This is a genomic window from Paenibacillus sp. NRS-1782 (genome assembly GCF_050467685.1).
In the GTDB taxonomy this organism is placed as follows: Bacteria; Bacillota; Bacilli; order Paenibacillales; family Paenibacillaceae; genus Paenibacillus; species Paenibacillus terrae_A.
The window spans coordinates 58,313-83,284 of the sequence record NZ_JBITPH010000051.1; the positions used below are offsets into that span (position 1 = coordinate 58,313).

General features: G+C 47.9%; 27 protein-coding genes. 2 read left to right on the plus strand and 25 right to left on the minus strand.

Annotated elements, in window-relative coordinates:
* Window positions 1-313: 313 nt before the first annotated feature.
* From ACIFQM_RS19835 to ACIFQM_RS19910, 16 genes are all read right to left on the minus strand, one after another.
* Window positions 314-838 carry a DUF5590 domain-containing protein gene (locus ACIFQM_RS19835; RefSeq protein ID WP_430042837.1) on the minus strand — a complete coding sequence of 175 codons (525 nt, stop codon included), beginning with the start codon at window positions 836-838 and terminating at the stop codon, window positions 314-316.
* A 37-nt stretch (window positions 839-875) separates the two neighbouring features.
* Window positions 876-2,177: an amidohydrolase gene (locus ACIFQM_RS19840; protein ID WP_430042834.1), complete on the minus strand. Its 1,302-nt coding sequence runs from the start codon at window positions 2,175-2,177 to the stop codon at window positions 876-878.
* Window positions 2,164-2,817, minus strand: a complete 654-nt coding sequence (locus ACIFQM_RS19845) for a redox-sensing transcriptional repressor Rex (protein ID WP_430042832.1) — start codon at window positions 2,815-2,817, stop codon at window positions 2,164-2,166. Before ACIFQM_RS19845 ends, ACIFQM_RS19840 begins: the two co-directional genes overlap by 14 nt.
* Before the next feature lie 45 nt (window positions 2,818-2,862).
* The gene (gene dinG, locus ACIFQM_RS19850) at window positions 2,863-5,730 is read right to left on the minus strand and encodes an ATP-dependent DNA helicase DinG (protein WP_430042831.1); all 2,868 of its coding nucleotides are present in this window, start codon (window positions 5,728-5,730) and stop codon (window positions 2,863-2,865) included.
* Window positions 5,731-5,888: 158 nt separating this feature from the next.
* Window positions 5,889-6,536 (minus strand): tetratricopeptide repeat protein, encoded by a 648-nt coding sequence (locus ACIFQM_RS19855; protein ID WP_430042829.1) that lies wholly within the window; start codon window positions 6,534-6,536, stop codon window positions 5,889-5,891.
* An 82-nt stretch (window positions 6,537-6,618) separates the two neighbouring features.
* Window positions 6,619-7,002, minus strand: coding sequence for an aspartate 1-decarboxylase (gene panD / locus ACIFQM_RS19860; RefSeq protein ID WP_430042828.1), 384 nt, complete (start codon window positions 7,000-7,002; stop codon window positions 6,619-6,621).
* The gene (gene panC / locus ACIFQM_RS19865) at window positions 6,995-7,903 is read right to left on the minus strand and encodes a pantoate--beta-alanine ligase (RefSeq protein ID WP_430042826.1); all 909 of its coding nucleotides are present in this window, start codon (window positions 7,901-7,903) and stop codon (window positions 6,995-6,997) included. Before panC ends, panD begins: the two co-directional genes overlap by 8 nt.
* Window positions 7,900-8,781, minus strand: coding sequence for a 3-methyl-2-oxobutanoate hydroxymethyltransferase (gene panB / locus ACIFQM_RS19870; protein WP_430042825.1), 882 nt, complete (start codon window positions 8,779-8,781; stop codon window positions 7,900-7,902). The genes panC and panB overlap by 4 nt, the downstream gene beginning before the upstream one ends.
* Window positions 8,782-9,119: 338 nt before the next feature.
* Window positions 9,120-10,100 (minus strand): biotin--[acetyl-CoA-carboxylase] ligase, encoded by a 981-nt coding sequence (locus tag ACIFQM_RS19875; protein ID WP_430046354.1) that lies wholly within the window; start codon window positions 10,098-10,100, stop codon window positions 9,120-9,122.
* Entirely contained in the window at window positions 10,093-11,415 is a 1,323-nt protein-coding gene (locus tag ACIFQM_RS19880) for a CCA tRNA nucleotidyltransferase (protein ID WP_430066008.1), read from the minus strand. The genes ACIFQM_RS19875 and ACIFQM_RS19880 overlap by 8 nt, the downstream gene beginning before the upstream one ends.
* Before the next feature lie 71 nt (window positions 11,416-11,486).
* Window positions 11,487-12,650 carry an N-acetyl-alpha-D-glucosaminyl L-malate synthase BshA gene (bshA, locus tag ACIFQM_RS19885; protein ID WP_430042820.1) on the minus strand — a complete coding sequence of 388 codons (1,164 nt, stop codon included), beginning with the start codon at window positions 12,648-12,650 and terminating at the stop codon, window positions 11,487-11,489.
* 130 nt (window positions 12,651-12,780) lie between these two features.
* Window positions 12,781-13,473: a bacillithiol biosynthesis deacetylase BshB1 gene (gene bshB1 / locus ACIFQM_RS19890; RefSeq protein ID WP_430042817.1), complete on the minus strand. Its 693-nt coding sequence runs from the start codon at window positions 13,471-13,473 to the stop codon at window positions 12,781-12,783.
* Window positions 13,470-13,907 carry a methylglyoxal synthase gene (mgsA, locus tag ACIFQM_RS19895; protein ID WP_430042815.1) on the minus strand — a complete coding sequence of 146 codons (438 nt, stop codon included), beginning with the start codon at window positions 13,905-13,907 and terminating at the stop codon, window positions 13,470-13,472. The genes bshB1 and mgsA overlap by 4 nt, the downstream gene beginning before the upstream one ends.
* 58 nt (window positions 13,908-13,965) lie before the next feature.
* On the minus strand, window positions 13,966-14,769 hold the full coding sequence (dapB, locus tag ACIFQM_RS19900; protein WP_430042812.1) for a 4-hydroxy-tetrahydrodipicolinate reductase: 804 nt from the start codon (window positions 14,767-14,769) through the stop codon (window positions 13,966-13,968).
* 29 nt (window positions 14,770-14,798) lie between these two features.
* On the minus strand, window positions 14,799-15,317 hold the full coding sequence (locus ACIFQM_RS19905; RefSeq protein ID WP_430042811.1) for a tetratricopeptide repeat protein: 519 nt from the start codon (window positions 15,315-15,317) through the stop codon (window positions 14,799-14,801).
* A gap of 50 nt (window positions 15,318-15,367) precedes the next feature.
* Window positions 15,368-15,697 (minus strand): nucleotide pyrophosphohydrolase, encoded by a 330-nt coding sequence (locus tag ACIFQM_RS19910; protein WP_044648452.1) that lies wholly within the window; start codon window positions 15,695-15,697, stop codon window positions 15,368-15,370.
* Between the two features lie 212 nt (window positions 15,698-15,909).
* Here ACIFQM_RS19910 and ACIFQM_RS19915 point away from each other — a divergent pair, with 212 nt between their 5' ends.
* Window positions 15,910-16,779, plus strand: a complete 870-nt coding sequence (locus tag ACIFQM_RS19915; RefSeq protein WP_430042809.1) for a YitT family protein — start codon at window positions 15,910-15,912, stop codon at window positions 16,777-16,779.
* A 76-nt stretch (window positions 16,780-16,855) separates the two neighbouring features.
* Here the strand turns inward: ACIFQM_RS19915 and ACIFQM_RS19920 are convergent, their stop codons facing one another.
* The 6 genes from ACIFQM_RS19920 to ACIFQM_RS19945 form a co-directional block, all read right to left on the minus strand.
* A complete protein-coding gene (locus ACIFQM_RS19920) occupies window positions 16,856-17,701 on the minus strand; it encodes a sporulation protein YpjB (protein ID WP_430046360.1) in 846 nt (281 codons plus the stop codon).
* An 84-nt stretch (window positions 17,702-17,785) separates the two neighbouring features.
* Complete coding sequence (locus ACIFQM_RS19925; protein ID WP_430066010.1) at window positions 17,786-18,682, minus strand: GNAT family N-acetyltransferase; 897 nt, start codon at window positions 18,680-18,682, stop codon at window positions 17,786-17,788.
* 48 nt (window positions 18,683-18,730) lie between these two features.
* Window positions 18,731-19,390 carry a DUF1405 domain-containing protein gene (locus ACIFQM_RS19930; RefSeq protein ID WP_430066012.1) on the minus strand — a complete coding sequence of 220 codons (660 nt, stop codon included), beginning with the start codon at window positions 19,388-19,390 and terminating at the stop codon, window positions 18,731-18,733.
* 172 nt (window positions 19,391-19,562) lie between these two features.
* The gene (locus tag ACIFQM_RS19935) at window positions 19,563-19,742 is read right to left on the minus strand and encodes an IDEAL domain-containing protein (RefSeq protein WP_025682222.1); all 180 of its coding nucleotides are present in this window, start codon (window positions 19,740-19,742) and stop codon (window positions 19,563-19,565) included.
* 22 nt (window positions 19,743-19,764) lie between these two features.
* On the minus strand, window positions 19,765-20,271 hold the full coding sequence (locus ACIFQM_RS19940; RefSeq protein ID WP_430042802.1) for a gamma carbonic anhydrase family protein: 507 nt from the start codon (window positions 20,269-20,271) through the stop codon (window positions 19,765-19,767).
* 51 nt (window positions 20,272-20,322) lie between these two features.
* Window positions 20,323-21,432: a hypothetical protein gene (locus ACIFQM_RS19945; RefSeq protein ID WP_430066014.1), complete on the minus strand. Its 1,110-nt coding sequence runs from the start codon at window positions 21,430-21,432 to the stop codon at window positions 20,323-20,325.
* 202 nt (window positions 21,433-21,634) lie between these two features.
* Between ACIFQM_RS19945 and ACIFQM_RS19950 the strand changes: the two genes are divergently transcribed.
* A protein-coding gene (locus ACIFQM_RS19950) for an IS3 family transposase (RefSeq protein ID WP_430042799.1) occupies window positions 21,635-22,992 on the plus strand; the annotation gives its coding sequence in 2 pieces (ribosomal slippage) (window positions 21,635-22,088 and window positions 22,088-22,992; 1,359 coding nt in all).
* Window positions 22,993-23,046: 54 nt separating this feature from the next.
* Here the strand turns inward: ACIFQM_RS19950 and ACIFQM_RS19955 are convergent.
* The 3 genes from ACIFQM_RS19955 to ACIFQM_RS19965 form a co-directional block, all read right to left on the minus strand.
* Window positions 23,047-23,649: a histidine phosphatase family protein gene (locus tag ACIFQM_RS19955; protein WP_430042797.1), complete on the minus strand. Its 603-nt coding sequence runs from the start codon at window positions 23,647-23,649 to the stop codon at window positions 23,047-23,049.
* Window positions 23,650-23,719: 70 nt separating this feature from the next.
* Entirely contained in the window at window positions 23,720-24,346 is a 627-nt protein-coding gene (locus ACIFQM_RS19960) for a hypothetical protein (protein WP_044648459.1), read from the minus strand.
* Window positions 24,343-24,939 (minus strand): RNA polymerase sigma factor, encoded by a 597-nt coding sequence (locus ACIFQM_RS19965; RefSeq protein WP_014282079.1) that lies wholly within the window; start codon window positions 24,937-24,939, stop codon window positions 24,343-24,345. Before ACIFQM_RS19965 ends, ACIFQM_RS19960 begins: the two co-directional genes overlap by 4 nt.
* Window positions 24,940-24,972 lie beyond the last annotated feature (33 nt).

Genomic DNA, 24,972 nt, shown 5'->3' on the forward strand with positions numbered 1-24,972 from the left:
AGGTAGGCAAAGATGCTTCGCTGGCTTGCAGCCAAGCTTCGCGAGGGGTGTTAGCTAAAAAGACGTAAATACGAAATTCCATCGTATTTACGTCTTTTTAGCGTGTAAAACCCAAAACGGAGATAAACGCAGCGGCGTCCGTGCCTTCTTACACCAGCTCTAATGAAAAGAGTGGTGCTTGGAGTGGCATCATGGCGGTCAGCCAGCGGAATGAGCCATTGAATCTGAAGAAGCAACAGCGATCGTAAGATCAAATGGACTACGCAGCGCTCCTAGCACTCCCAAACCACCATCAGCCACTCCCCACAGCACTCTAATAATTAGGCAAAATATACTTTATCCCCATCGCTCCCCCATCCGAGAAGCGATAAAAGGTATAGTAATGATGACTGCCGTCATCGTAAAACAACTGCCACACATATTGACCGTTAAACACACTCGGCTCAAGTCTTACAATATCTATACCTGGAAGCTGTTGCTGGATCATGGCTGTCATTTTTTGCTCGTCGACTCCGTTTTTCAGTAGCTCGGTATGAACACTGCTATTATCTGCGACAGGCACATTAGGTTGACCCTCCACTTTTTGAAAAGGGACCCACACCATAATATTTTCATTCTGAGCATTTTTCCCTTGAACTACCCAGTATACCTGATCCCACACCGACTTCCACGTCTGAGTCGTGGTAACCAGACCACCCGATTGTTTGGCCTTTACGATAGCGGCATTTCTCTCAGTCACCTGGTCTTGAGTAACATAGGAATAATACCAGAAAATGCTGACCAGGATCAGTATGACGGCCAGAATGGCGACCACTATCCATTTTTTCTTATTTTTCAAACCTGTGCTTCCTCTCTAAGGGGATGTGACACCTGAATTAGCGCGACAGCAGCCCTTCAAAGGCGGCTTGTGCCTCATGCTTGATACGTTCCTCATCCATAGTCAGGCACTCACCGTTTTTCACAACCTGACGACCGTTAACCCATACATGGGCTACGTCTTTGGCGCTTGCAGAGTATACCGCATGGGAAATGAGATCCGTACGCGGCAAGAAATGAGCCTGATTGAGATCAAGCGCGATAAAGTCAGCCTTGTTGCCTGCTGCCAGCGCCCCTACCTCATTCAAGCCAATCGACTTCGCTCCGTACTCCGTTGCTAGACGCAACGCCTCACCCGCAGGAACTGCGGTTGGGTCGCCAGATACTCCCTTGTGAATGAGTGCAGCCAGACGCATTTCCTCGAACATATCCAGGTTATTGTTACTGGCGGGACCGTCTGTTCCGAGAGAGACAGTAACGCCTGCACGGAGCAGATCAGGCACTCTTGCCACACCGCTCGCCAGCTTCAAGTTGCTGCCCGGATTATGCGAAACCGCTACACCACGTTCAGCCAACAAAGCTATTTCTTCGTCATTCAAATGAACAGCATGGGCAACAAGCGATGGACGGGAGAAAAAGCCGAGCTTATCCAAATGCGCAACCGGGCGCAAGCCGTAGTCGCGTACGTTTTGCTCTACTTCGGCAATCGTTTCGGACATATGCGTATGCAACGGTAAGTCCAACTCATGCGCAGCCTGCACGAATTTTTCGATAAACGCAGGCGGACACGTATACGGCGCATGCGGAGACATCATAGTCGTAATGCGACCGTCTGCTTTTCCATGCCAATTACGCGCAAAATTCACAGCCTCAGCCAGCTTGATCCGCTGCTCTTCCTCCGAACATAATCCAATCGTTCCACGCATCAGACTGGCACGAATGCCGGACTCTTCAGCTACACGAGCCACCTCGTCCATATGATCATACATGTCCAAAAAGGTGGTTGTACCACCTTTCAGCATTTCCAGCACGGACAAGGACGTACCCCAGTACACATCCGTAGACGTAAACTTGGCTTCCATCGGCCACATTTTTTCCTGAAGCCATACTTGAAGAGCCAGATCGTCCCCATGCCCGCGCAGCAGAGACATCGCCGCATGACCATGTGTATTAATCAGGCCAGGTAAAAACAGCAGCCCGTTACCATCAATTGCTTCCGTCTCTTCCTCACCCGCTGGCAAAGTCTCGCCAATATAGGTAATGCGGCTGTCCTCCACGATCATATAGCCGTGGATTACCCCCGCTTCCGGTCTGTTCACGGCAAAAGAGCCGTTCTTAATCATCCATTTATTTTCCATCATGTTGCATATCTTCCTTTCCGTCTTCCAAATAATAAGCGAGGCTTAACAAATCTGTTGTAAAATCTGTGACATGTATTCGAATATTTGCTGGTGCTTTGAGAGTGGTCGGGGCAAAGTTCAAAATCGCTCCAATCCCGCTATTTATGAGCCTGTCAGCCACGTTCTGAGCTTCAAAATCCGGTACGGTAATAATCCCGATCCGAATGTTTTGTTCCTTCACGGTCGCTTCCAGTTCATCCATTGGCTGTACGACCAGCGTATTGATCTTGGTTCCGACCTTATCTGGCACAGCATCAAATACTGCTACAATTTTCATATTGTCTTTTAAATAAGCATTATAATTCGAAAGGGCTTGCCCCAGATTACCTGCTCCGACCAATACCACGTTAATTTGCTGATCGATTTTCAGGATATGGCGTATTTTCTCGATAAGATAAGTAACATCATAGCCGATACCCTTACGGCCAAAATCTCCAAAATACGCTAGATCCTTACGAATTTGAGCCGGATTCAAATCCAGTCTTTGTCCTAACTCCTGGGAAGAGACCGTAGCCACCTCCCGTTTGTGCAGTGCATTCAGATAACGTAAATATACGGGTAACCTCCGTACGACAGCCTCTGAAATTTTATCTGATTTCATACATGCTCCCCCTAATTGTAACGGATATATATAGATGTCCGTCCGTTATACCTCTGTCTCCGGGGCGGATTGGAGCCACTCGGCGATACGGGGCACCATTTGCTCCGTCGGCATATGCTCCATTTTTGGTCCCGGTAACGAGTACAAAAAGTGCTTCCCGTAATAGGATTCGATCACACGCGTATCATAAACGATAACAACCCCGTGGTCGCTCGCGGTACGTACCAAACGTCCAAATCCCTGTTTGAAGCGAATGACAGCCTGTGGAACAGACAGCTTCATAAAAGGATTTTTCTTCTGCTGCTGGAGCAGCTCACTTTTAGCCTCCAGCAGCGGGTGATTGGGCGGTTGGAACGGCAAGCGGACGATAGCCAGACACGTCAGCGCCTTGCCCGGAATATCGACGCCTTCCCAAAAGCTGCTGGTTCCCAGCAACACAGAAGCTTTAGCTTCCTGAAAACGTCGGGTCAGCTTGCTGCGACTCCCACTGTCCACGCCCTGCCCCAGCACGGTGATGTCACTGGATGCTAACGCCTCCTTAAGCGGCTCATACACCTGCCGGAGCATGCGATAGGAGGTAAAGAGAACGAGCATTCTCCCCCGCGTCGCTTGGGCAGTCGCACCTAGCGAGCTGACGAGCATATCTACAAAATGCTCATCTCCTACACTGCCCTTCACGCTCGGGAAATCCCTTGGAATGACTAGCAACACCTGATCCCTGTAGTTAAAGGGTGACGGGAGCTGCGTAGTCATCAGCCGCCCTTGATCTGCGGCCTCCTGCAAGCCGAGCTGATCGGTCATGTACTGAAACGACTTATCCACCGACAAGGTAGCAGACGTCAGAATAATGCTCCTTTTCTTGTCAAAAAACATTTCTTTCAGCTGGCGGCTCACATCGACGGGCACCGCATAAAATTGTAGCGACTTGCTGCGGAACTGTCCGCTCGCTTCGAGCCAATATACGGTCGTCTCATCATCCATCCGCATGAAAAAGCGCAAGCTTTCCCTAATGCCTGCCAAATCCTTAAGCAGCCCCGTAATATCTGTAATGAGGCTGTCAGCCGCATAATCGTCATGTTCTTCCTTCACATCGAGCATCAGCTTGTCGCCCCTGCGCAAAATTTCGCTCATCGTTACATAAAGCTGATTTTCCAGCGCAGCAGCCTGATCCCACTTGGCAGGCTTGGCCGACGGCTTGAGACGGGAAGAAAACTGCCCTGTTTCGCCCGGTGTCGCATCACTTCGCTCCGGCAGCATGCCAAACAGCTTGTCGCTCAGCAGATCCCAAGTCTCCTTGACCTCCAGCACGAGCGGATACAGTTGGTCAATGGTAGAAGCCCAATCGGTCGATTTCTCATGCCCCGACTTTGCCAACTGCTGACGCAGCGAAGGCAATTGTCCGTTCTTGCTGTCCTTGAACAACCGGGTCAGCGTATGCACGAGTGTGAAATATTTCATATGCATGCCCAGGTGCTTACCAGCGACTTCCTCCAGATGATGCGCTTCATCAATGACCAGATGCTCATAGCTCGGCAACAGCTGATGACTCGCTTTTACGTCCGTAAAAAGCTTGGAATGATTCGTAATGACCACATCGGCTATTCCCGCCTCGTGGCGCGCACGATGATAAAAGCATTTGCGAAACCATGGACAAGAACGACCAAGACAGGACTCTGAATCACTGGCCACCGTTTCCCAAAAATCTCCGCCACGATTGCTCAGATTCAATTCTTCATCATCACCGGTTTCTGTTAACGTCAGCCAGACAATCATCTGGGCCGCTGTAATTAAATCTTCCTTCGGCGTTGCGAAGTCTCTTCTGTTTATTTTATGTTCAAACTTACGCAGACACAAATAATGTCCCCGGCCCTTAAAAATGGCAGCCCGGAACGGGAAAGGGATCACCTTGGTCAGCATCGGAATATCACGCTCGCGTAATTGCTCCTGCAGGTTGATCGTATGCGTACTAACCATGACTCGCTGTCCATTTTTCACACTGTGATATAGCGAAGGGAGCAAATAACCGAGGGACTTGCCTGTCCCCGTACCCGCCTCGATCAACAGGTGCTTGTCCTCACTCAGCGCCTGATTGACACCCTCAATCATTTGCGTCTGCGCTTCGCGTTCCTCATATTGGCTCAAGGATGAACGTAAATTGTCTCGCACATCATCCATGTATTCCTCAAAGGAAACGCCTGCCAGCGGATTGGGATCGTCCTCTCTGCGAGGGGCATTTAGCTCCGTCCAATCCTCTACCTTCAGCGCAAGCTGACGAAAAAACTGATGACCTTCCAAATCCTGAATAGGATCATGCTCTTTGTCTTCACGCACCCCGTCCAAAAACCATCCGAGGTCACTGTCTTCCTCCGCGAACAAATCGCTGAGCCGCTGTATCGTAATCAAAGGCAGCGCGTGAAGCTCATCCAGACATTTTAAAAACACTTCAGCCGTAGCCAACGCATCGCTGTCTGCCTGATGAGGTCGGTCATGCGCCAGCCCGAACTCAGAAGAAACAAAACCCAACTGATAGGAAGATAGCGATGGAAACATGATTTTCAGAAAATCCATCGTATCCAAAATTCTTCCAGTAAACGGCAAGTACCCGCACCGATCCAAAGCGTTTTGCAAAAAATTAAAATCAAACGCCACATTATGACCGACCAGCACGACATCGTCCAGCATAGGCACAAGCTCCATCATCATCTCTTCAAGGGCAGGAGCCTCCTTGACGTCATCGTCTGTAATCCCGGTCAACCCGGTAATAAAAGGCGGAATGGATCTGCCAGGGTTCACATAAGAACCGTAAACACGGGAAATGCTGTTATCATGATCTATAATTGCAAGTCCGACTTGAATGATGTCATCCGCGGACTGGGTGCCTGTCGTTTCAAAATCCAATACCGCAAATTTCATTCGGGCTTAATCCTTTCTTTTGACACATACAAAAATAATAACTCTGTATAACAGCATATCAGAAGATCGCCTGTTTGGAAATTAAGGCAGCCAAAAAAGACGATGCACACACCGCCTGTGAAGGTGGGCATGCCTCGTCTCAATCGGAAGTCTGACAACTACAGCCAGGTCATCATGGAGCTGTCGTACCGAAGCATTTCGGCACCAGACAAACAGGCCTCCATATTGTGCAGCGGCTCGAGCAATGCAGGATCGAACTGATGCGCGAGAGCAAAACATTTTTGCGCCTCCTCTACATCAGCCTGCTTCGCCATAAGACAGCCCAGAGCATTATAGATGACCGCTTTCAGCCCGGACTGCTCTGTCAGGTGCAGCACCTTCTGAAATTGGCTCACAGCCTCCGCTGTATCCTCCAGTTGAAAATACGCCATCCCCATATACATACGGCTCTGCCAGCTGTTCGGAAAATGCTGTAGCACCTGTTCAAACTGACAGATGGCCTCAGGATACATGAGCAGTTGGTAATACCCTTGACCCCGAGTAAAGGCTGGCAGCTCCTTTTCAGGCAGTGCCTTTTCAGATAGCTCCGTGCCAGACATACAAGACTCTGTGGAAAAACCGGCAGCCCGCAGGCGAACCATTTTTTCCTCAAAGGCCAGCCATTCATCCATAATTCCATCACTCATTCTCCGCAGCAAACTCCAGTGCTGTAGCAACTCCTGCCTGCGGGAGCCCTGGGCTGATGGGTAATGCTTCACGATATCATCTAACATGCTGTTCATTTCTGCGAATACATGCTGGAACATGTGCATCCCGCCCTTACGAAAGATGGATTAATACACTCACATCTTTCGCTTAAAGGGCGGGTTTCATCCGTACTCCCATTCATTACAAGATCGTGGCGTGTACTTCCTTGTTGGCCGTTTGGGCCGGTTTATTATGTTCATCGACGAATACAACGGTCGGTTTGTATGTTTTGGCCTCTTCATTCGACATGGAAGCGTAGGAAATAATAATGACCGTATCTCCAGGCTGCACCAGACGCGCTGCTGCGCCGTTGAGACAAATTACGCCGCTGCCACGCGGTCCTGGAATAACGTAGGTTTCCAGCCGGGCTCCGTTGTTATTGTTCACAATTTGTACCTTTTCATTCTCCAGCAGATCGGAAGTCTCCATTAAATCCTCATCAATGGTAATACTACCCACATAGTTGAGGTTGGCTTCGGTAACCGTCGCCCGGTGAATTTTGGATTTCATCATCGTTCTAAACATGGGAGAGCACCTCCGCCTTCTGTATTCTTATATTGTCAATCAGCCGGGTGTTCCCAAACTTTACAGCCAGGGCTACAATGATGTCTTCTTCAACATCGCTTAGCCGCTGCTCGGGAGGAAGGGGCTCCAGGCCGGGGAAGGTTAAGATTTCAATGTAGTCAATGTCTGCCAAAGGTGAAGAAGTAATAGTGGACTCCACCATTTGGTACAGCTGAAGGATCGTAAGCGAGTTTTGCACAACATCCTCGCTCACTTCACACACCTTACGCAGTGAATGTGACAGTACCAACGCCTGCTCTCGCTGTTCCGCGCTCAAATACACATTACGCGAGCTGAGGGCCAAACCGTCGGCCTCTCTGACGATGGGGCAAGGAACGATGGTGACATTCATATTGAGGTCGGTCACCATCTGCTGGAGCACCGCTACCTGCTGCGCGTCCTTCATGCCGAAGAAGGCCAGATCAGGACCTACCATATTAAAAAGCTTGGCAACCACGGTGGTCACACCGTCAAAATGCCCTGGACGTGAAGCACCACATAACCGATCCGTTAAAGAGGATACGCGAATTTTCGTACGGGTTGGCTGCGGATACATTTCTGCTACAGTTGGCAAAAATACGATATCCACACCTTCACGCCGCGCCACCTCCAAATCACGCTCTTCATCGCGGGGGTAGCTGTCGAGATCTTCATTAGGCCCGAATTGAATCGGGTTGACGAAAATGCTCAGTACCACCGTATCTGCCATTTCACGCGCTTTGTGCATTAAACTTGCATGGCCTTCATGCAAATACCCCATCGTCGGCACAAAGCCGACTGTATGTTGCTGTGTAGCAGCACCAAGCTGCCGACGTTCAGCAATTGCCTGTCGAAGCTGAGCCACTTCTCTTACGATAATCATGACCGAGATTCCACCTTTGCCTGCTCTATCTTGTGTCCGTAGAGAGCCTCTACAACGCTGTCGTCGGCGCTGAACACATGCTCTTTAGCCGGGAAGGCTCGTCCCTTCACATCGCTCACATACTGCTCAATGCTGGTGCGAATCAAGCCGCCAACATCGGCATAGGTTTTGACAAAACGTTTGTTGTAATAAGGTGAAGCATATTGAATCAGATCGTGATAAACAAGCACCTGACCGTCACATCCGCGTCCTGCACCAATTCCGATGGTCGGAATGGATAGTTCTTTGGAAATAGCCGTTGCCACTTCCTCAGTCACCAATTCCAGCACGATGCCAAAGGCACCCGCCTGCTCCAGCGCCTTGGCGTCTGCCAGCAGCCGCCGTGCGTCCGCTTCGTCCTTGCCTTGAATGCGGTAGCCGCCAAGTTGATTGACCGACTGTGGTGTAAGACCGATATGACCAAGTACGGGCACGCCTGCCTGAACAGTCGCTTTTACGACGTCGGCAATCTCTGTACCGCCCTCCAATTTGACAGCATGCGCATGTCCTTCTTGCATCAGCCGACGGATGCCCTGAAGGCTTTCCGATACGCTGCTGTGATATGTCATAAACGGCATGTCCGCTACAATAAACGTATGCTCCGCGCCTCTGGCTACCGCTCGGGAATGATACACGATGTCATCCAGTGTTACGGGAATGGTCGAATCATAGCCGAGTACGACGTTGCCCAGCGAGTCACCCACGAGAATCATGTCAATTCCCGCCTCTTCGGCTATTTTAGCCGAGGGATAATCATAGGCGGTCAGCATACTCAGCGGAATGCCCTCCTGCTTCATTTTTTTCATTTTCACAATATTCAGTGCTTGCTTGCCTGCCATGGTACATGGCTCCCTTCCATCTTTTTTTGGCACAAAAAATAACCTTTTATGAGCGCCTGTACAATTGCGTCATCAAAAGGTCCGAACAGCCAAAAAAGACACTCATTTTGAGATCGTCCCTTCTGTCTCGGTCCTGTTCGGCTCAGAGCAGAATCCAACGTAACCTTCAAATGAAGTTATGATGGTCTAACTTGCTTGCAGTGGTGGAGCATGTGCCCCGGAGTGCAGCTCGGACCGTCCGATGCCGCCTCCTGCACAGTATAACAAAAAACATCCGCTTTTTCACGTGAAATTTTGCATAGAAAAAGAACAATTATAGTCGCTATGCTCAGCTAAGGCTACACCTGCAATTGTACATCACCGGAAACGACCTGTATTCGCTCTCCTTGCTTCGTTTCAATCACTAGCGCACCGGAAGGGTCCAAACCAACGGCTGTACCTTCCACCGCTTTTCCTTGTCCCGTATGTGCCCGCACGAAGCGATTCATCGTCACGGATAGCGCCTCCCACAGCATAGCAATAGGCTTAAAGCCCTGATCCGCATATAGCGCACATAGCTGCTCCATCTCTTCGAGCACAGCGACAATCAGTGCAGTACGATCAATTTCGCGACCAGCCTCTATTTTCAGGGATGTCCCCAACCGTGACAGCTCTTCTGGGTAATCCTCTGTATTTAAATTAACATCAATGCCAATACCTGCAATACAGTAGCGGACCCGTTGATCCTCTGTTGCAGATTCCAGCAGAATACCACACACTTTGCGCCCATGAACAAGCAGGTCATTCGGCCATTTGATGCCAGCTTCCACACCCGTCAACCGACGAATGGCTCTGCATACCGCTACGCCTGTAAGCAGCGTTAACTGTGGAGTGAAGGCCAAGGGCTGGCTTGGTCGCAACACAATGCTCATCCAGATGCCTTTGCCCCGAGGTGAAAACCACTTTCGGCCCAAACGTCCCCGGCCCGCCGTCTGTTCCTCCGCCAGAACTACCGTCCCCTGCTGTGCACCCTCTTCTGCCAGACGCATCGCATCCTGCTGGGTAGAGACCGTCGAGTCCAGCACAACTATACGTTGTCCGAACGATTGGGTATTTAGCATATATGCCAGTTTAGAGACTTCCAGTCGATCGGGTCGGGACACAATCCGATAACCCCTACGCGAGGAAGCTTCAATGTTGTAGCCCAGCTCACGCAGTTTGTTGATCTGCTTCCATACGGCTGTACGGCTCACCGAGAGGCGGCGGCTGATTTCCTCCCCGGATACATAATCTGATGTATCTTCCTCCAGTATGCCTAACAGTCTTTCATGATTATTCACTGCTCATCACCCGTTTCGCTTCTTGAAGCAATGCTTCTGTTACATTTGGAATATCTCCGCAGGCGGTCGCCAGCAAAAGTCGTTCCATTGTCTGACCGAGCCAAGGACCACCCGGTTGATTCATCGCCTGAACCAGTTCATTTCCTGTAATATTTAAATCTTTGATACGAACGACTGCGGTTTGCTTCGTCCACGCTTCTGCCAGTTCAGCCATTCTCGCTACTTGCTTTTCTGCCTGTGGCGGTAATTTGCGGAACGAAGCAGGCAGTGTTTTGTAAAGCTCAAGCCAGTCTGACGAGGTATCCCGTCCCCATTTAATTAACAGTCGAATCCAACTACGGCGTAGCGCCTCATCGTTGATTCCTTCATCTTCCACTGAAGTGGAACTGTCTGCTATCCCAACAGCCCTGTCCGTTAGCTCACGCTCCCATTCTAACAGATGTACCAGCCGCAAACGTACAGCGTTGGAGAAAGTCCATGCTCTTAACAGCTCATCCGCTGCCTCTGAGGTAAGTCTGCAAGACAGCAGCAGCAAACCCCATCGTAGTTCTTCCGGCAGTTGTACCATCCCGCTAAGCGCCTGTGCTTCACATTGTTCCCAGGGAACGGGAGCCTTCGTACGCGCGAGCAAGCCGCTGCGACCCAGCATTTCCAGTCCACGCAACGGGTCCGGTCCTGCCAGCATCTTTTCCAGCTCAGCCCGCACGCGTTCCATCGCAATGTAACGAAGTCCCTCTTTACGACGGATCATGCCTTTCCATGTGTTGTAGGCTATACGAAACCGGAATACGGAGGCAAAACGAATGCAACGCAGCATTCGCAGCCCGTCCTCTTCGAAACGTTCCTCGGCTCGTCCCACACAACGAACAATAGCGGCGCGTAAATCGGCTTTCCCTCCGAACGGGTCCACCCTTTTCCCTTGTTCATCCATTGCAATCGCGTTCATCGTGAAATCCCGCCGCATCAGGTCTTCGCGGATATCCTTCACGAAAGCGACTTCTGTCGGACGGCGATGATCGGTATAACCGCTCTCTGTTCGAAAAGTGGTCACCTCGAACGGATGCCCGCCCTGCATCACCGTAACCGTCCCATGCTGAATTCCAGTTGGAATGACATGGGGGAACAGTGCTATGACCTGTTCCGGTTCAGCCGATGTGGTCATATCCATATCATGAATAGCGCGTCCTAATAGTTCATCCCGCACACAACCGCCGACCCAGTAAGCCTCGTAGCCGGTTGTGGTTAGTGTATGAATGACTTCCTTTCCATGAATAGCCATTTCTGGGTCAGCATATTGCCAAGTGTTTATTTTCACAGGGTTTCCCCCTTTGCTTATAAAGTTTTCAAAAGACTTAACATACAAAAAACGGACGCGAGTCCGCCTTCTTAAACGCTCATCGGTTTAAGATCCGGCACCTCGCGTCCCAACACACGGTAATATATTTCCTCATAATGACGGGTAATCAGCTTATCACAGAATACAGTACGAGCCCGCACCAGACAGGCTTCACGAAAACGCTCTGCCATCGCTTCGTCCGATAACAGCTGCACCGCATATTCCGCCATCCTCTCCGTATTGCCGATTTCAGCAAGATAACCTGTACTCCCGTGAACAACCAGCTCAGGCACTCCTCCTGCCTCGGAACCAATCGTTGGTACTCCACAAGCCATCGCTTCCAGTGCAACCAGTCCAAAGCTTTCTTTTTCCGATGGAAGCAGCAGCACATCCGCCATGGAAATCACTTCAGCGATCTGATCCTGCTTGCCCAAAAAGAATACTTTATCCTGCAAGCCCAAGCTTTCAATTTTGCAGCGAATTTTTGGAAGGTCGGGTCCTTCCCCAACCAACAGCAGCTTTGCAGGTACTTTGCGTTGCACTCTTTCAAATATATCCAGCACGTCCCCCACTCTTTTGACCGGACGGAAGTTTGAAATGTGCATCATAATCTTTTCATTAGGCTGGGCAAAATCTCTCCGTAGCGCAGCTGCATCCCGCGGATAATACACTCTTTTATCCACAAAATTGTAGGTCAAATCAATCGGGCGTGTAATCTCCAGCGCATCTATCGTCTCCCGAATCAAATCCTTCGAAACCGCTGTTACCGCGTCACTTTTGTTAATCGCTAGCCGGATTAGATCCTTCAAAGATTCATCCTGCGCCAACACCGTAATGTCCGTACCGTGAAGCGTGGTTACCACTTTGAGATGGTCACCCACCATTTCTTTGGCCAAATAAGCACATACCGCATGCGGTACGGCATAGTGAACATGGAGTACATCCAAATTTTTCATTTGTGCGACCTGAGCCATTTTGGTCGCCAGCGACAGATCATAAGGCGGATATCTGAATACATAATAGTCGTTAACCTCAACCTCATGATAAAAAATATTTTTTTGGAATTCCCCGCCTAATCTGAACGGAATACTGTTGGCAATAAAATGGACCTCATGCCCTTTTTCGGCAAGCAGCTTGCCCAGTTCTGTAGCCACTACGCCGGAACCGCCTAACGACGGATAGCAGGTAATTCCGATTTTCAATTTGTCATTCAAGTTAAGCTGCCTCCTTCCGTCCACCGGTAATGACTTTTCAATGTCGGTGCCGCACCAATCAGTGCGTATCTATAACCGCTACACGAACGGATTCTGTTTATTGTTTATGTGTCTGGATTTTTATAATCCCTTATGTGAATAGCTTAACCAGATGAGGCGTTTTGGACGCAAAACCCTCTGCATACGAAATCAGCTTACGCTGACCCAACAACGAATCCCGGGCTTTTACACGCTCGACATACCCCTGGTTTAATGGCGTGGATACCGTGTCTTTACCCTGTGCAGCCTGAAATTGGGAAGCATAGCATAGTAATGCCTGCTCTTTGGCTTCAACATGCTCCGTAATGTCCACAATCAGATCCGTTCTGCCGATATCATTAATGAAATAAAAATATAATTGCTCGACCAGCACCGCAGGCTGTTCCGGCATCAATCGCCGCAGCTTGGCGTTAAACACCGCTTCCTCCACCAGCTTGCTACACATGACATGATCCGGGTGCCGATCCTCCCAGTAGGGAGCAAATACGATTCTCGGAGCATGACGCCGAATTTCCGTGGTCACTGCGGCTACATTCTCAGGTGTCACATACAAACCTCGATCAGGCAGTCCCAGATTCGTCCGCTCAGCAAGGCCCAGCACTTTTGAAGCGTCCTCAGCTTCTGCCATGCGGGTATCTACATCGCCATTGGATGACATTTCCGCACGCGTCAAATCACACACGCCCACCCTTAAACCAGCGGCTGTATGCTTGGCAATCGTACCTCCCATACCAATTTCAGCATCATCGGCATGAGCTCCAAAAATCAATATGTCCAGTGTCATTTTATACCATCCTGCTGATCAATGCCTGGTTTATATTTATGTACCAGCTCACGCCAAGCAAAGTCGCCCCGGTCCAGCGCTTTAACCAATATTTCAGCTGTCGCGACGTTCGTCGCCAAAGGAATACCCTGTACGTCACACAGACGCAGCAACGCATTAATATCCGGCTCATGCGGCTGTGCCATTAGCGGATCACGCAGGAAGATAATCAGATCCATATCATTTTGCGCGACCATGGCTCCGATTTGCTGGTCCCCTCCGAGCGGTCCTGACATGTAACGGTGAATTTGAAGCTTCGTTTGCTCCATAATGCGCAGACCCGTTGTACCTGTTGAATACAATTGATGTCCTGTAAAAACATGCTCATACGCGGTTATAAAGTTAACCATTTCATCTTTTTTGCGGTCATGCGCTATAAATGCAATCTTGAACATTCGAAATTCCCCCTGCCTCATTCTGTAATCACCGTTCGTCCATTCATTCGCGTTATTCTTAATCCATGTAATGCTCAAATCCATATACAAGTCCAGGCTGCTCCATTACCTTTTGAATGCCGATTTTGACGCCGGGCATGTAGCCTGCTCGTTCGTAAGAGTCCTGACGAATCTTGAGGGATTGTCCAAATCCTCCAAAAATAACTTCCTGTTGTGCGAATACACCCGGAAGACGGACACTGTGGATACGGAAACCTTGGTAGTAGCCGCCGCGTGATCCTTCGAGCGTTTCCTCCTCCTCCGGGCTCCCTTGACGCAACTCCTGACGCTGCTCAGCGATCAGTTCTGCGGTCTTAATTGCCGTTCCCGATGGCGCGTCCAATTTCTGATCGCCGTGATATTCGATAATCTCCAAATGAGGGAAGTATTTAGCAGCTTGAGCAGCAAACCGCATCATCAAAATAACTCCTATTGAAAAGTTAGGCGCAATCAGACCGCCAATTTGCTGTTCCCGACACTGCTTGTCCAGTTCATCAATCTGCTCCGGTGTAAATCCCGTTGTCCCGATAACAGGACGAACGCCATGCTTGATGGCAAGCGTTGTATGTGCGTACGCAAAACGAGGACCTGTAAAATCTACCATCACATCCGGACGACTATCCAGCAAAGCCTGCTCAACATCCTCCATAATAGCGACGCCCGCTTCCGGAAGTCCGACGAGAAGGCCGGCATCACTGCCGGCATGCGTTCTGTTTACTGCAGCTACCAGCTGAAGTTCTTCATCCTGGAGAACCAATTTTACAACCTCACGGCCCATACGACCAGCTGCTCCAACGACAGCCACTTTTATTTGCTCTGGCATTCTTACAACTCCTTATGCATCAATTCATGCTAGATCTGTTCATTCATTTGCTGGCATAACTTCTTCATGAGATTGGCAAGCTGTTCATTGTGAGGAAACAACGCAGCCGCCTCACGAGCAGCCTGCACAGCCAGCTTATATTCGTTCATTTCATCATAAACCAATGCAAGCAGCATAAAAGCGTCACCACATAGCGGATCAAGGGCAATCGCCCGTTCAAGCAGCAGGATTGCATCTCTGCGCACCTGTGGCGTAGCTCTGTCGACATCCAGCATTTTTCTGGCCTTCTCCGTCTGCTGTCTGGCCTCCAGCGTATGCAAATGCAACACATATTCATCCTGCTGCGGAGCCAGACGAACTGCATCGCCCGCATAAGCAAGCGCTTGCTCTATCCGCCCGCTGCGGGCATAGGTGACCGAACAGCGGAAATAATGCTCCGCGTGATCAGGCTGGGTGGAAATCGCTTTTTCAAACCATTCCACGGCCTGCTCAAAATCGTTCTGTAAAATACACTGATAAGCTTTCTGAACGTATTCCTCCGCCTTCATGACACTGCACCTCCGGGTAACCGGTTTGGTACAGCATATGTACAAAACGCCTAAACGGTGTCCTTTTTGGTCCAGCGATTTGCATCACGTGTGTTAAATTTATGCATGACCTTATCATGAGCATCGGTCAAATTAATACCAAGCGAGTTTGCAAAGCAGACCGTGATGAACAAAATGTCCCCCAATTCCAGCTCAATCGAATTGTCGGCCTCATCCGTTTTTTTCGGTTTCTCGCCAAAGGAATGATTGACTTCTCTGGCCAGCTCCCCGACTTCCTCGGACATCCGGGCCAGCATTGCCAGCGGGCTGAAATATCCTTCTTTGAATTGGGAAATATATTGGTCTACCTCACGTTGAATTTCATCAAGCGATTTTTCCATGAAACACAATCCCCTCTAATGTGCAGGTTTATTCATATGTTATCGTAAAGCACATTTGAAAACAAATATTTTTTAATGTGAAATTACTCACGTCTTGTAATGGTCTGTCTTTTAAAGCTACCATAAAAAGGTATACTAAACATAAGGATCTACGATCTGCTCCAAAATCAATATCAAATCGTTCATCTTAATTTGCCATTGTGAGGGATTATATGAAAACATCCAAGTCTATTGAACAGCTTAAAATCATATTACCCATTGTGCTCGGCACTGCTATTTATGCATTTGGCCTGCTTTATTTCATTATACCCAGCAAGCTGATGGAAGGCGGCATCACAGGCATCACCCTCCTGCTGAACTATGCTTTCTCGATATCTCCATCCCTCTCCACATTGCTCCTGAACATTCCTCTATTTTTAATTGGATGGAAAATGCTTGGCGGCAAGCAAATTATTTATACCGGAGTCGGCATCGGGGCGCTCACTTTTTTTCTGTGGTTGTTTGAAAAAATGATTCACCTCGGGTGGATGGGCACATTTCAGACTGAACACGATTTTATACTTTCTTCATTATATGCCGGGGTTACGCTCGGGGCAGGATTGGGCATCGTATTCCGGTTTGGCGGTACCACTGGCGGGTCGGATATTATTGCTCGTATTTTGAACCGGAAGTTTGGATGGAGTATGGGGAGAATTTTGCTGGTGATTGATATCGTCATCATCGGCGCATCGCTGCTGTACATACCCAAGGAAAAAATCCTGTATACGCTGGTCGCTGTGTTTATCGCGTCCAAGATTATTGATTTTATACAGGAAGGAGCCTATTCAGCCAGAGCCTTCATGATTATCAGTGACCATACGATGGATATTGTGGATATTATTACACAGGATATGGATCGCGGTGTTACTATCATTCCGGCTATAGGGGCATTTTCGAAGCAGACCAAGCATGTTGCATACTGCGTGGTATCCCGTCAGGAAATACGGCGTTTGCATCAAATTGTGAAGTCGGTTGATCCACGAGCGTTCATCATCATTCAGGATGTGCATGATGTACACGGGGAGGGCTTCAAAGAGGAATAGCCCGGAATTCCGGGCAAGTGGTCAGGCGTATATTCATTGGATCAATGGCAGCGAAGTTCGTTGCAGCATTTCAGTCTTAACTGGAGAAACCGGATCGATATTTACGGTACCCCACATAAGCAAGTGTCAGCAGAATCATCAGCCCGATTGCCAGTTCTGCTCGTCGCTCGCTTTCATATGGGATGAATGGAGCCAGCGCAGTAGCGTCTTTTTCACGTCCAAACAAGGCATTAAACGTCGGGTTTCCCTGCTCTAGTGCCCCTCTAATCGCTGAAGCATCCACATTTTGCTGATTTCCCAATCCTTTAACGTAAGAAATCCATGAATCTGCTCGAACAACCTCTGTTGTTTTACCGCTGATCAACGCCGCCGTCCGGATCGTCTCGTAATGATCCTCCAGCACTGTTGCTCCAGCAGCGAAACCTTTCATATTTCCTTTAGCAAACTGGCTATTTAAGCCACTGATATCTTCTTTTAAAATTTTATAATACTGCTGCCATAAAGGCTGGCGCGGATGTGCAATCGCATCTGCCGCAAGTCGCAAATTGGCAGCGGCCTTCACCCATTCATCCGGCGATGCTTGCACGGATTGTGTAGCTTCCTGTACCTCAAGAATGCTGCCGGATAAAACATGAATGGCCTCCACAGACAGTGCAGCCTGTACCTGACCCGTGCTGAACCATCGGCTTACCTCCGCTACATCGGCGCGTGCTTTTTCAATATTCCCATCCATTACATCCCGGTACAACATCGCAGCCGCACGATCCAGTTCCTCTATTTCCTTTGCATTACTGGTGGACTTGGGCTGATCCCGCGCTTCCGCAATGCCCGGAGGGAAACAAACGGAAAGCGACAAGACCATAGATAATACAACTCCCGAAACGACACGCAGCACACCACGAAACGCCTGACTCCAAACCATGGGACATCCCTCCTCACCTTACTGTATGGCAAGGTTACAGGGACTAGAACTTGGCTTTAGCGTGCTGCTATCTTCCAGGGCAGGTTATGCCCGTGACAAAATAGGAAACATCAGTTTATGTTCTGTACATATACTTTCATTGTTAGATCTATAAAATAGTGTGGTATCTTCTTGATTCAGAAGAGAAATTTCGCAACCGTCCATCGGCTCTGGCGTAAAGCCAAAAACAATTTTCTTCGTTTCTTTTTCCATGACTACAGATAAAATCAATTCTATAGGAATATCCCCCGTTCCAAAAATATCGTAACAATTCATGATATTTTCTTCAAAATCCATAATGACAATCGTGTCATACAGAGGGATATAGAACACCTTATCTTTAAAAAAAGAGGTGCAATAGAACAAAATTAACCATTCACTGCTTTCCATAGAAAAATATGAATAAGGATTTAAAGAGGAACATTTTCTTTTCAATAGCTGTAAATCTGACGTCGCCTCCATGTTCAATTTTTTAACTGGAGCGTCCATGCTTTTATCTGGTGCTTTCCGGGTACATTGATACTCTTGTGCAGCAGAAAAACCAAATTTAGGATAAAACTCCTTCACATCATCATTCGCAAAAAGATACATTGCATCACAATTCCCATGCCAATCCTGTAATACACGTTCTATCAAAAAGCGACTCAGTCCTTGATTCCTGTAGTTAGGATCTGTCATTACGGTTCCGATTTGAATAAATTTCTTCTGTTCACCTGACAAACTAAAATCCATCAGACTCACAGATACATTAGCCACCACGCAATCCCCATCTAACAGTACATAAGGAATATATTTTTCATCCCAGAATCCTAATTCATGCCAAACTTCAAAATTCAGATCAAAACTTTGTTTTGCTAATTGGTTAAAGCTCTTTCTTATTTTAAGATCATCACGAATTCCCTTTTTAAATCTATATTCTTTTTTATTTATAACGATATCCATCAATAATTCTCCAGTTCGTAAAAATTAAATCATAAAATTAATATTAGACTATTCCAATGATTTGGCCTTATTAAGTGAGGAAGCCATTCGATCACGCACATACATGGCAAGCCATGAGGCTGCGATACTGAAAAGGGTCAGCATATAGGTAAAAGTACGCACTTGTGGTACATCATCCGTTAGCGTCCTCGGAAGATACGGATATATGCCGAATGTATAATCGACCGTATCATTTAACAGTGTCCACAAAGCTGCTACGCACAGAGCCGCCCATTTGCAGGTAAAAAAACGAACGAACAGCAAGGCTTCGACTGCCATTGCCGTATGAGATGCTACCAGCATCCAATCCTGCCATATCATATGCCCTCCCTGCGCGACACCCCAAAAAATAATAGCTGAGGCCCAGATGCCGTATTTTACACTCGTAACCACAGCTAACGCCTCCATCAGCTGGCGAATGACCTTCAAGCCCTTCATACGCGGAGGATAAAGCAAAAATAATACAGAAATCGTAAAAAACAGGCTGGCCGTCGGACTATCAGGTACAAATACAATCTGCCATATCGGGTGGTAGTTTAGTGTGTATTCCAATTGCCCTCCATACCATATGTACCCATACACGGTTCCAGCCAGGTTACACCAGAACAACAGCCACAAAAAAGGCCGGCTCGTCAAGAACGACCGGCTCCATAAATAAGACAACGACACGTCCTCATCCTCCGTTCATACGATAGATGCCCCGTACAGGCTCCATCCTACATTGACTATATCATATAAAAGCGTATCAAAAAAACCTGGCCTCTGCTACGGTCAGGCTTGATGATTATAGTCTTGTATTGCCAATTCGTCTGTTACCCAAGGTCAGATCTCCTGAAACGGCTCAATTGATCGCTTTCAGTTCATCCGTAAGATGACGAAAAGCTACTTCATCTCCGGAGGCCAGCGCCTCATCAATATCCTTGTAGAGCTTTTCACTCCGGTGTTTACGTAATGCCTCGTCCAAAACCATTTCAGCAGACAAACCCAACATTACTTCATAAGTAACCTTCATTTTATCCATAGGATGCACCTCCAACATGAGTTTAAGAGATCCTATATTCTTTTCCTTTCGTTACATAGCTGAGTGCCGTACGTGACATCCGCTGCAAATCTGCGTCTGTCAATTCTCGCACCACTTTGGCAGGTGTACCGAGAGAAAGAGTATAGGGTGGTATTTTGGTATTTTCCGTAACGACCGACCCTGCTCCTATTAAAGCATATTCACCAAGCTCAGCTCCGTTGAGTACAATAGCCCCCATACCGATTAAAGTGCCTTTGCCTACCGTACAACCATGGATAACCGCAGCATGTCCCACCGAAATATCATCCGCCAGCACCAGGGGCTGGTCCGTGTTCACATGTCCCACGACACCGTCCTGGATATTGCAGCGTTCACCGATGATGACAGGCGCCATATCCCCGCGCAGTACGGCATTGAACCAAACTGAGGAATCTTGGCCGATCATTACCTTTCCGACAATTTTTGCTCCTTCTGCCACATAGACAGATGAATGGAGCTGTGGCATGTTCCCGTTATAGTGAATCAGCATCAACTTCACCCTCTCATTTTGGGTGAATTCTACCAACATGTATGCTGCTTGTCAATGGAGCCGCATGCCCGTGTCGTTCCGCCCAATGCGGCACTCCCCTGCCAGCTTCAGCCCCCAGGCGGTCATCTGTACAGATGGCCCCGTCGAATGCTCACCCAGACGAAGCATACCCAAGTGGAGCATCATTCGTATAATTCTCTGATCAAAAACCGAACGGGGCGTATCATAGTAGAACGGTCTGATTAGCGGGCCGATATGTACAAAAAGTGACTCCGAGGACGTCCAGGGCCTGGCACATTCTCCTATCCAGTAGACCAGAGAAAGTAGATTGGGAACGGCTCCTTTATACAATCTTAACCAAAACCTGAATAGCTGTATCATCTCATCCTCGATCGCGTACTCCCTGCGTGCCTCCCCCTTTGCCGTCAGCACAACACGATCCCCCTTCTCCTCAATAAACCTGGAGTGACGGGCATAATCATATAGCAATGCCATTCGGTCGGGATAAAACTTAAAGGAGGAGCCATATCCAAAACGCCAGCCCCCTTTGCCCAAAAGCGGCTCCGCAATATGCAAATGCTCCATCAGCTGCTGCTGATTGCGACGATACCAAGCCCCCTCGGGGTTAAGCGGAACTTCATGCTGCTCCATGTACTGAAGGAAAAGTCGTAAATCCTCCGCCAAAAGATGTCCTTCATCCCGGTACGACGTTGGCTCACTTACCCGGATCATTCCGTTTTGCAAGTCTTGCACCATGACACGACGGAAACGCTCCTTCATGTCCAACGGAATTTGATACAAATACCTCGTATTGTGCGTCGAACCGTTGAATAGCCAGCCACTGTTGCGTAAACGGGCCACGATGTCCCGCGGTTGCTCACCGGAATCCCCATCCTCCTCGGCAGATTGTTTGGCAACCGCAATCAATTCCTCCATACTGAAATAAGGTCGGTCATCGAATAGCAGTGTGTTCAAAAACCTTACCTCTGACAACTTCAGCTCCCTGACCTGCATCTCAAAAAAACTGCTGCTGCCGAGCTTTGTCAAAATGCCCTGGATCAGCTCATGTTTGGAATTGGGCTTACAGTCACATTCGTAATACACCGCGATTCTGTTCAAATGCACAATATCCGCAAATGTCAGCATATCCGCCAGATTCATCGTTCCATCGCCTCGTCACTGGACTGTCATCCGGAATTGATTCTTACCTGTTGTACCCACAGCTTTGACGGAATGTTCAGACTCTAAACCTCTTTTTTGCAAAGCTATAATTAAAAAACAAAAAGACCACAGCTTCTACACTGAGTAGTGAACTGCACCCCAATTGTTAGACACCATCTAACATTGGAGGTGCAGTTTTTCTATGGCTAAGTTTAGTCCGGACGAAAAATTACAAGCAGTTATGCGTTATCAAAATGGATCGGAAAGCATGGAATCGATTGCGAAATCGATAGGACTCCATCATACTGTCCTATTAAATTGGATTAGACAATACGAGTACCATGGTGAAGAGGTCTTTAAAAAGCGCTATACATCGTATTCTGTACAGGATAAACTAGACGTACTTAATCATATAAAAAAATATGGAACGTCTATTAGAGAGACGGCTGCGGTATTTAATATTGCGAGTCATAGTACCCTTTTAAGCTGGCAAAGAAGCTTAGAATTACATGGAATAGACGCCCTACAACCAAAGAAAGAAAGGCCCTCATCCATGAAAAAGGATACTAAACAACTGAATGATACAAGGCCTGTAGAGGGATCTGTAGAAGCTTTGCAAAAAGAGGTAGGACGTTTGCTTATGGAGAACGCTTATCTAAAAAAGTTGAATGCCTTAGTTCAAAACAAGGAAAAATCACCAAACAAGACAAAGCGCAAGCAGTCTATGAACTAAGGAACGAATTTTCGGTGAAAGCACTCCTACAGTTTGCAGATATCCCACGTAGCACGTATTACTACTGGGTGAATACATTTGATAGGTCAGACAAAGACTCTGAGTTAAAAGACATGATTCAAGCGATTTACGAGGAGCATCAGGGGCGTTACGGTTATCGCCGTATTCGAGATGAGTTAGTGAATCGCGGTCATCGTGTTAATCATAAGAAGGTGCAACGTTTGATGAAGGTATTAGGCTTAAAAAGCCTGGTACGCATGAAGAAGTATCGTTCATATAAAGGCTTGATTGGCAAGATTGCACCAAACATTTTAGAACGTAACTTCCACGCTGAAAAGCCAAATGAAAAGTGGGTTACCGATATAACTGAGTTTAAATTATTTGGAGAAAAACTATATTTATCTCCTATGTTGGATCTTTATAATGGGGAAATCATTACGTATACGATCGGCTCAAGGCCAGTCTATTCCCTGGTTTCAACGATGTTAGATCAATCCTTCAATCGACTAAAGGATGAAGATACGCCCCTGATTCATTCCGATCAAGGTTGGCATTATCAGATGAAACAGTATCGTCACACCCTCAAAGAACGGGGTCTCAAGCAAAGTATGTCCCGTAAAGGTAACTGCTACGACAATGCCGTCATCGAGAACTTTTTCGGCATCATGAAATCTGAATTTCTGTATTTAATGGAATTCGAAAGTATCATACATTTTAAACAAGAGCTATCAATATACATTGATTATTACAATAACAAGCGAATTAAGGCAAAACTAAAAGGCATGAGTCCGGTACAGTACCGAACTCATGCCCAACAAGTTGCCTAATGATATAACCTGTCTAACTTTATGGGGTCACTTCAAAAGGTTCGTGGTCTTTGGTCAACCTTTTAAGTTACAATCGCCTTTTTCCTGTAAATGTCTGGTGCAATTATACAACAGCGGCGTCCAATCCGTATCCTCACGCTGGAGAACACTCAGTGACAGATTACCAATTCGTTCGGTAAACTTTTCCTGATACAAAGCCTTATACAAATTAGCCAAAAAACCGCCATGAGAAACGACCAGCAGGTTCTTGTCCCTGTTTTCCGACCAAATGGCCTCCATAAAAGCCAATCCGCGGAGTTGAAGAGCTTCATCGCTCTCCTGTCCCAGATCCAGCAGATGCCAGTCGCTCCCCCACTTCTGCTCACGCCCGACCTGCGTCATGCCCTCGACCTGACCATAAGCACGTTCTCTCAGCCGATCGTCTGGCTCCAGCAAAGGAAGATGAAGAGCAGATGCAATAATCTCTCCCGTCTCCTTGGCTCTCGAAAGGCTGCTTGTAATAAGTCCATCCCAATGATAGGACTCATCTTTTAAGCGCTCTGCCAACAAGCGTGCCTGCTGGCGCCCTTCCTCATTCAACGGAATATCACTGTGGCCCTGGATTTTACCTACCGCATTCCAATCCGTTAATCCATGTCTGATCAAGCCAATAAGCATCGTGTTGTTTCCTCCGCTATTTAGTTATTCAGGCATTGTTATGAATCCGTATTGGAGCCCAGCTGTGCTGCTAATTTCTAACCCGTCTCGCACGATGAATCCAGCCCAGAGAAAATAAGGCAAGCGCAAGTGCCAACACAGACAGCAACATCCAATATTGCGGGTAAGTAGGAACAATGCTTGCAACCAGCGGGTCCATAATGCCACTATTCACATCTTTAATGTGGTATTGATATTGTGGAGATGTACTTGTAGTTTCCAGCAAGCCTGTCGGTAAAATACCCGTATCCATGACAGGTGCCGCTTGAGGAGGGTTTTCTTGAGAGGAGCTTCCATTCCAGTTCAAAAACAAAAAGCTACACAAAAATACCGCCAAAAATCCGGCGATCCACACGGACATATACTTACGAGATGCAGGGTTCACACGCGCACGCCGATGCTCGCCGGGAACAAGCCACGGTGACTCTTCATAAATCCGATCCATGACCCTGCGATTCATTGCTTCCGCCTGCTCATCTGTTATCTCAAAGGAAATATCGCGAATAGCGGATCCACTTTCTTTTGACAAATTCCACTCATTTTCTTTCGAACCATGCTCCCATCCGGCAGACGAGCTTTTGGCCCGTCTGTGCTCCGAGTCTTGTTTCGATACATTTTTGCCTGTAGCGAACAAATCCTCAGCGTCCCTGGATTTCATTGGCTGCTCATCCCTTCGTTTTCCTCATAGAGAGGCTCAAAAAAATAAGGCTCCAACTGCGTCTTCACACTGGTTCTGGCCCGGAAAAGCAACGATTTCACCGCACTGACCGTCTGCCCCAAAATCGTAGCAATCTCCTGATAGTCCAATTGCTCGTATTCACGCAAAATCAGCGCAGACCGCTGCTTCTCTGGCAATCTGTTGATCGCTTCACGAACCATCTCTACCTTCTCGCCGCGAAGGACGGCTTGCTCTGGAATCACATCCAATGGAGCAACCGGCACATAACCGCTCTCCTCCAATGGAACCTGACCGCTACGATGCTTGCGAAGCTCGCTCAGCACCGTATTACGTGCAATCGTATATAACCATGTGGAGAACGATGCATCTACCTCGCGAAAAGAGTGAAGGCTCCGGTACGCTTTATAAAACGTCTCCGAGCATAAGTCCTCAGCAATCATTTCCAGGTTCGAACTTTTTAGCATATGATAAACAAAAGCTAAAATTTTACGTTGGTGCCGCCTCATTAATTCTGAATAAACCTCAACATTTCCTTGTTTGATTTCCTGAATCATCTGGGAATCTGTCATCATCCGAGTGAGACCCTCCTCGCCCATACATGTGCT

What these genes read in the sequence shown, in the direction of transcription:
- ACIFQM_RS19840 (WP_430042834.1), bottom strand. Translation starts at nt 2,177, where the DNA reads ATGATGGAAAATAAATGGATGATTAAGAACGGCTCTTTTGCCGTGAAC.
- ACIFQM_RS19845 (WP_430042832.1), bottom strand. Translation starts at nt 2,817, where the DNA reads ATGAAATCAGATAAAATTTCAGAGGCTGTCGTACGGAGGTTACCCGTA.
- dinG (WP_430042831.1), bottom strand. Translation starts at nt 5,730, where the DNA reads ATGAAATTTGCGGTATTGGATTTTGAAACGACAGGCACCCAGTCCGCG.
- ACIFQM_RS19855 (WP_430042829.1), bottom strand. Translation starts at nt 6,536, where the DNA reads ATGTTCCAGCATGTATTCGCAGAAATGAACAGCATGTTAGATGATATC.
- panD (WP_430042828.1), bottom strand. Translation starts at nt 7,002, where the DNA reads ATGTTTAGAACGATGATGAAATCCAAAATTCACCGGGCGACGGTTACC.
- panC (WP_430042826.1), bottom strand. Translation starts at nt 7,903, where the DNA reads ATGATTATCGTAAGAGAAGTGGCTCAGCTTCGACAGGCAATTGCTGAA.
- panB (WP_430042825.1), bottom strand. Translation starts at nt 8,781, where the DNA reads ATGGCAGGCAAGCAAGCACTGAATATTGTGAAAATGAAAAAAATGAAG.
- bshB1 (WP_430042817.1), bottom strand. Translation starts at nt 13,473, where the DNA reads ATGACACTGGACATATTGATTTTTGGAGCTCATGCCGATGATGCTGAA.
- mgsA (WP_430042815.1), bottom strand. Translation starts at nt 13,907, where the DNA reads ATGTTCAAGATTGCATTTATAGCGCATGACCGCAAAAAAGATGAAATG.
- dapB (WP_430042812.1), bottom strand. Translation starts at nt 14,769, where the DNA reads ATGCCAGAGCAAATAAAAGTGGCTGTCGTTGGAGCAGCTGGTCGTATG.
- ACIFQM_RS19905 (WP_430042811.1), bottom strand. Translation starts at nt 15,317, where the DNA reads ATGAAGGCGGAGGAATACGTTCAGAAAGCTTATCAGTGTATTTTACAG.
- ACIFQM_RS19910 (WP_044648452.1), bottom strand. Translation starts at nt 15,697, where the DNA reads ATGGAAAAATCGCTTGATGAAATTCAACGTGAGGTAGACCAATATATT.
- ACIFQM_RS19915 (WP_430042809.1), top strand. Translation starts at nt 15,910, where the DNA reads ATGAAAACATCCAAGTCTATTGAACAGCTTAAAATCATATTACCCATT.
- ACIFQM_RS19920 (WP_430046360.1), bottom strand. Translation starts at nt 17,701, where the DNA reads ATGGTTTGGAGTCAGGCGTTTCGTGGTGTGCTGCGTGTCGTTTCGGGA.
- ACIFQM_RS19925 (WP_430066010.1), bottom strand. Translation starts at nt 18,682, where the DNA reads ATGGATATCGTTATAAATAAAAAAGAATATAGATTTAAAAAGGGAATT.
- ACIFQM_RS19935 (WP_025682222.1), bottom strand. Translation starts at nt 19,742, where the DNA reads ATGGATAAAATGAAGGTTACTTATGAAGTAATGTTGGGTTTGTCTGCT.
- ACIFQM_RS19940 (WP_430042802.1), bottom strand. Translation starts at nt 20,271, where the DNA reads ATGCTGATTCACTATAACGGGAACATGCCACAGCTCCATTCATCTGTC.
- ACIFQM_RS19945 (WP_430066014.1), bottom strand. Translation starts at nt 21,432, where the DNA reads ATGAATCTGGCGGATATGCTGACATTTGCGGATATTGTGCATTTGAAC.
- ACIFQM_RS19955 (WP_430042797.1), bottom strand. Translation starts at nt 23,649, where the DNA reads ATGCTTATTGGCTTGATCAGACATGGATTAACGGATTGGAATGCGGTA.
- ACIFQM_RS19960 (WP_044648459.1), bottom strand. Translation starts at nt 24,346, where the DNA reads ATGAAATCCAGGGACGCTGAGGATTTGTTCGCTACAGGCAAAAATGTA.
- ACIFQM_RS19965 (WP_014282079.1), bottom strand. Translation starts at nt 24,939, where the DNA reads ATGATGACAGATTCCCAGATGATTCAGGAAATCAAACAAGGAAATGTT.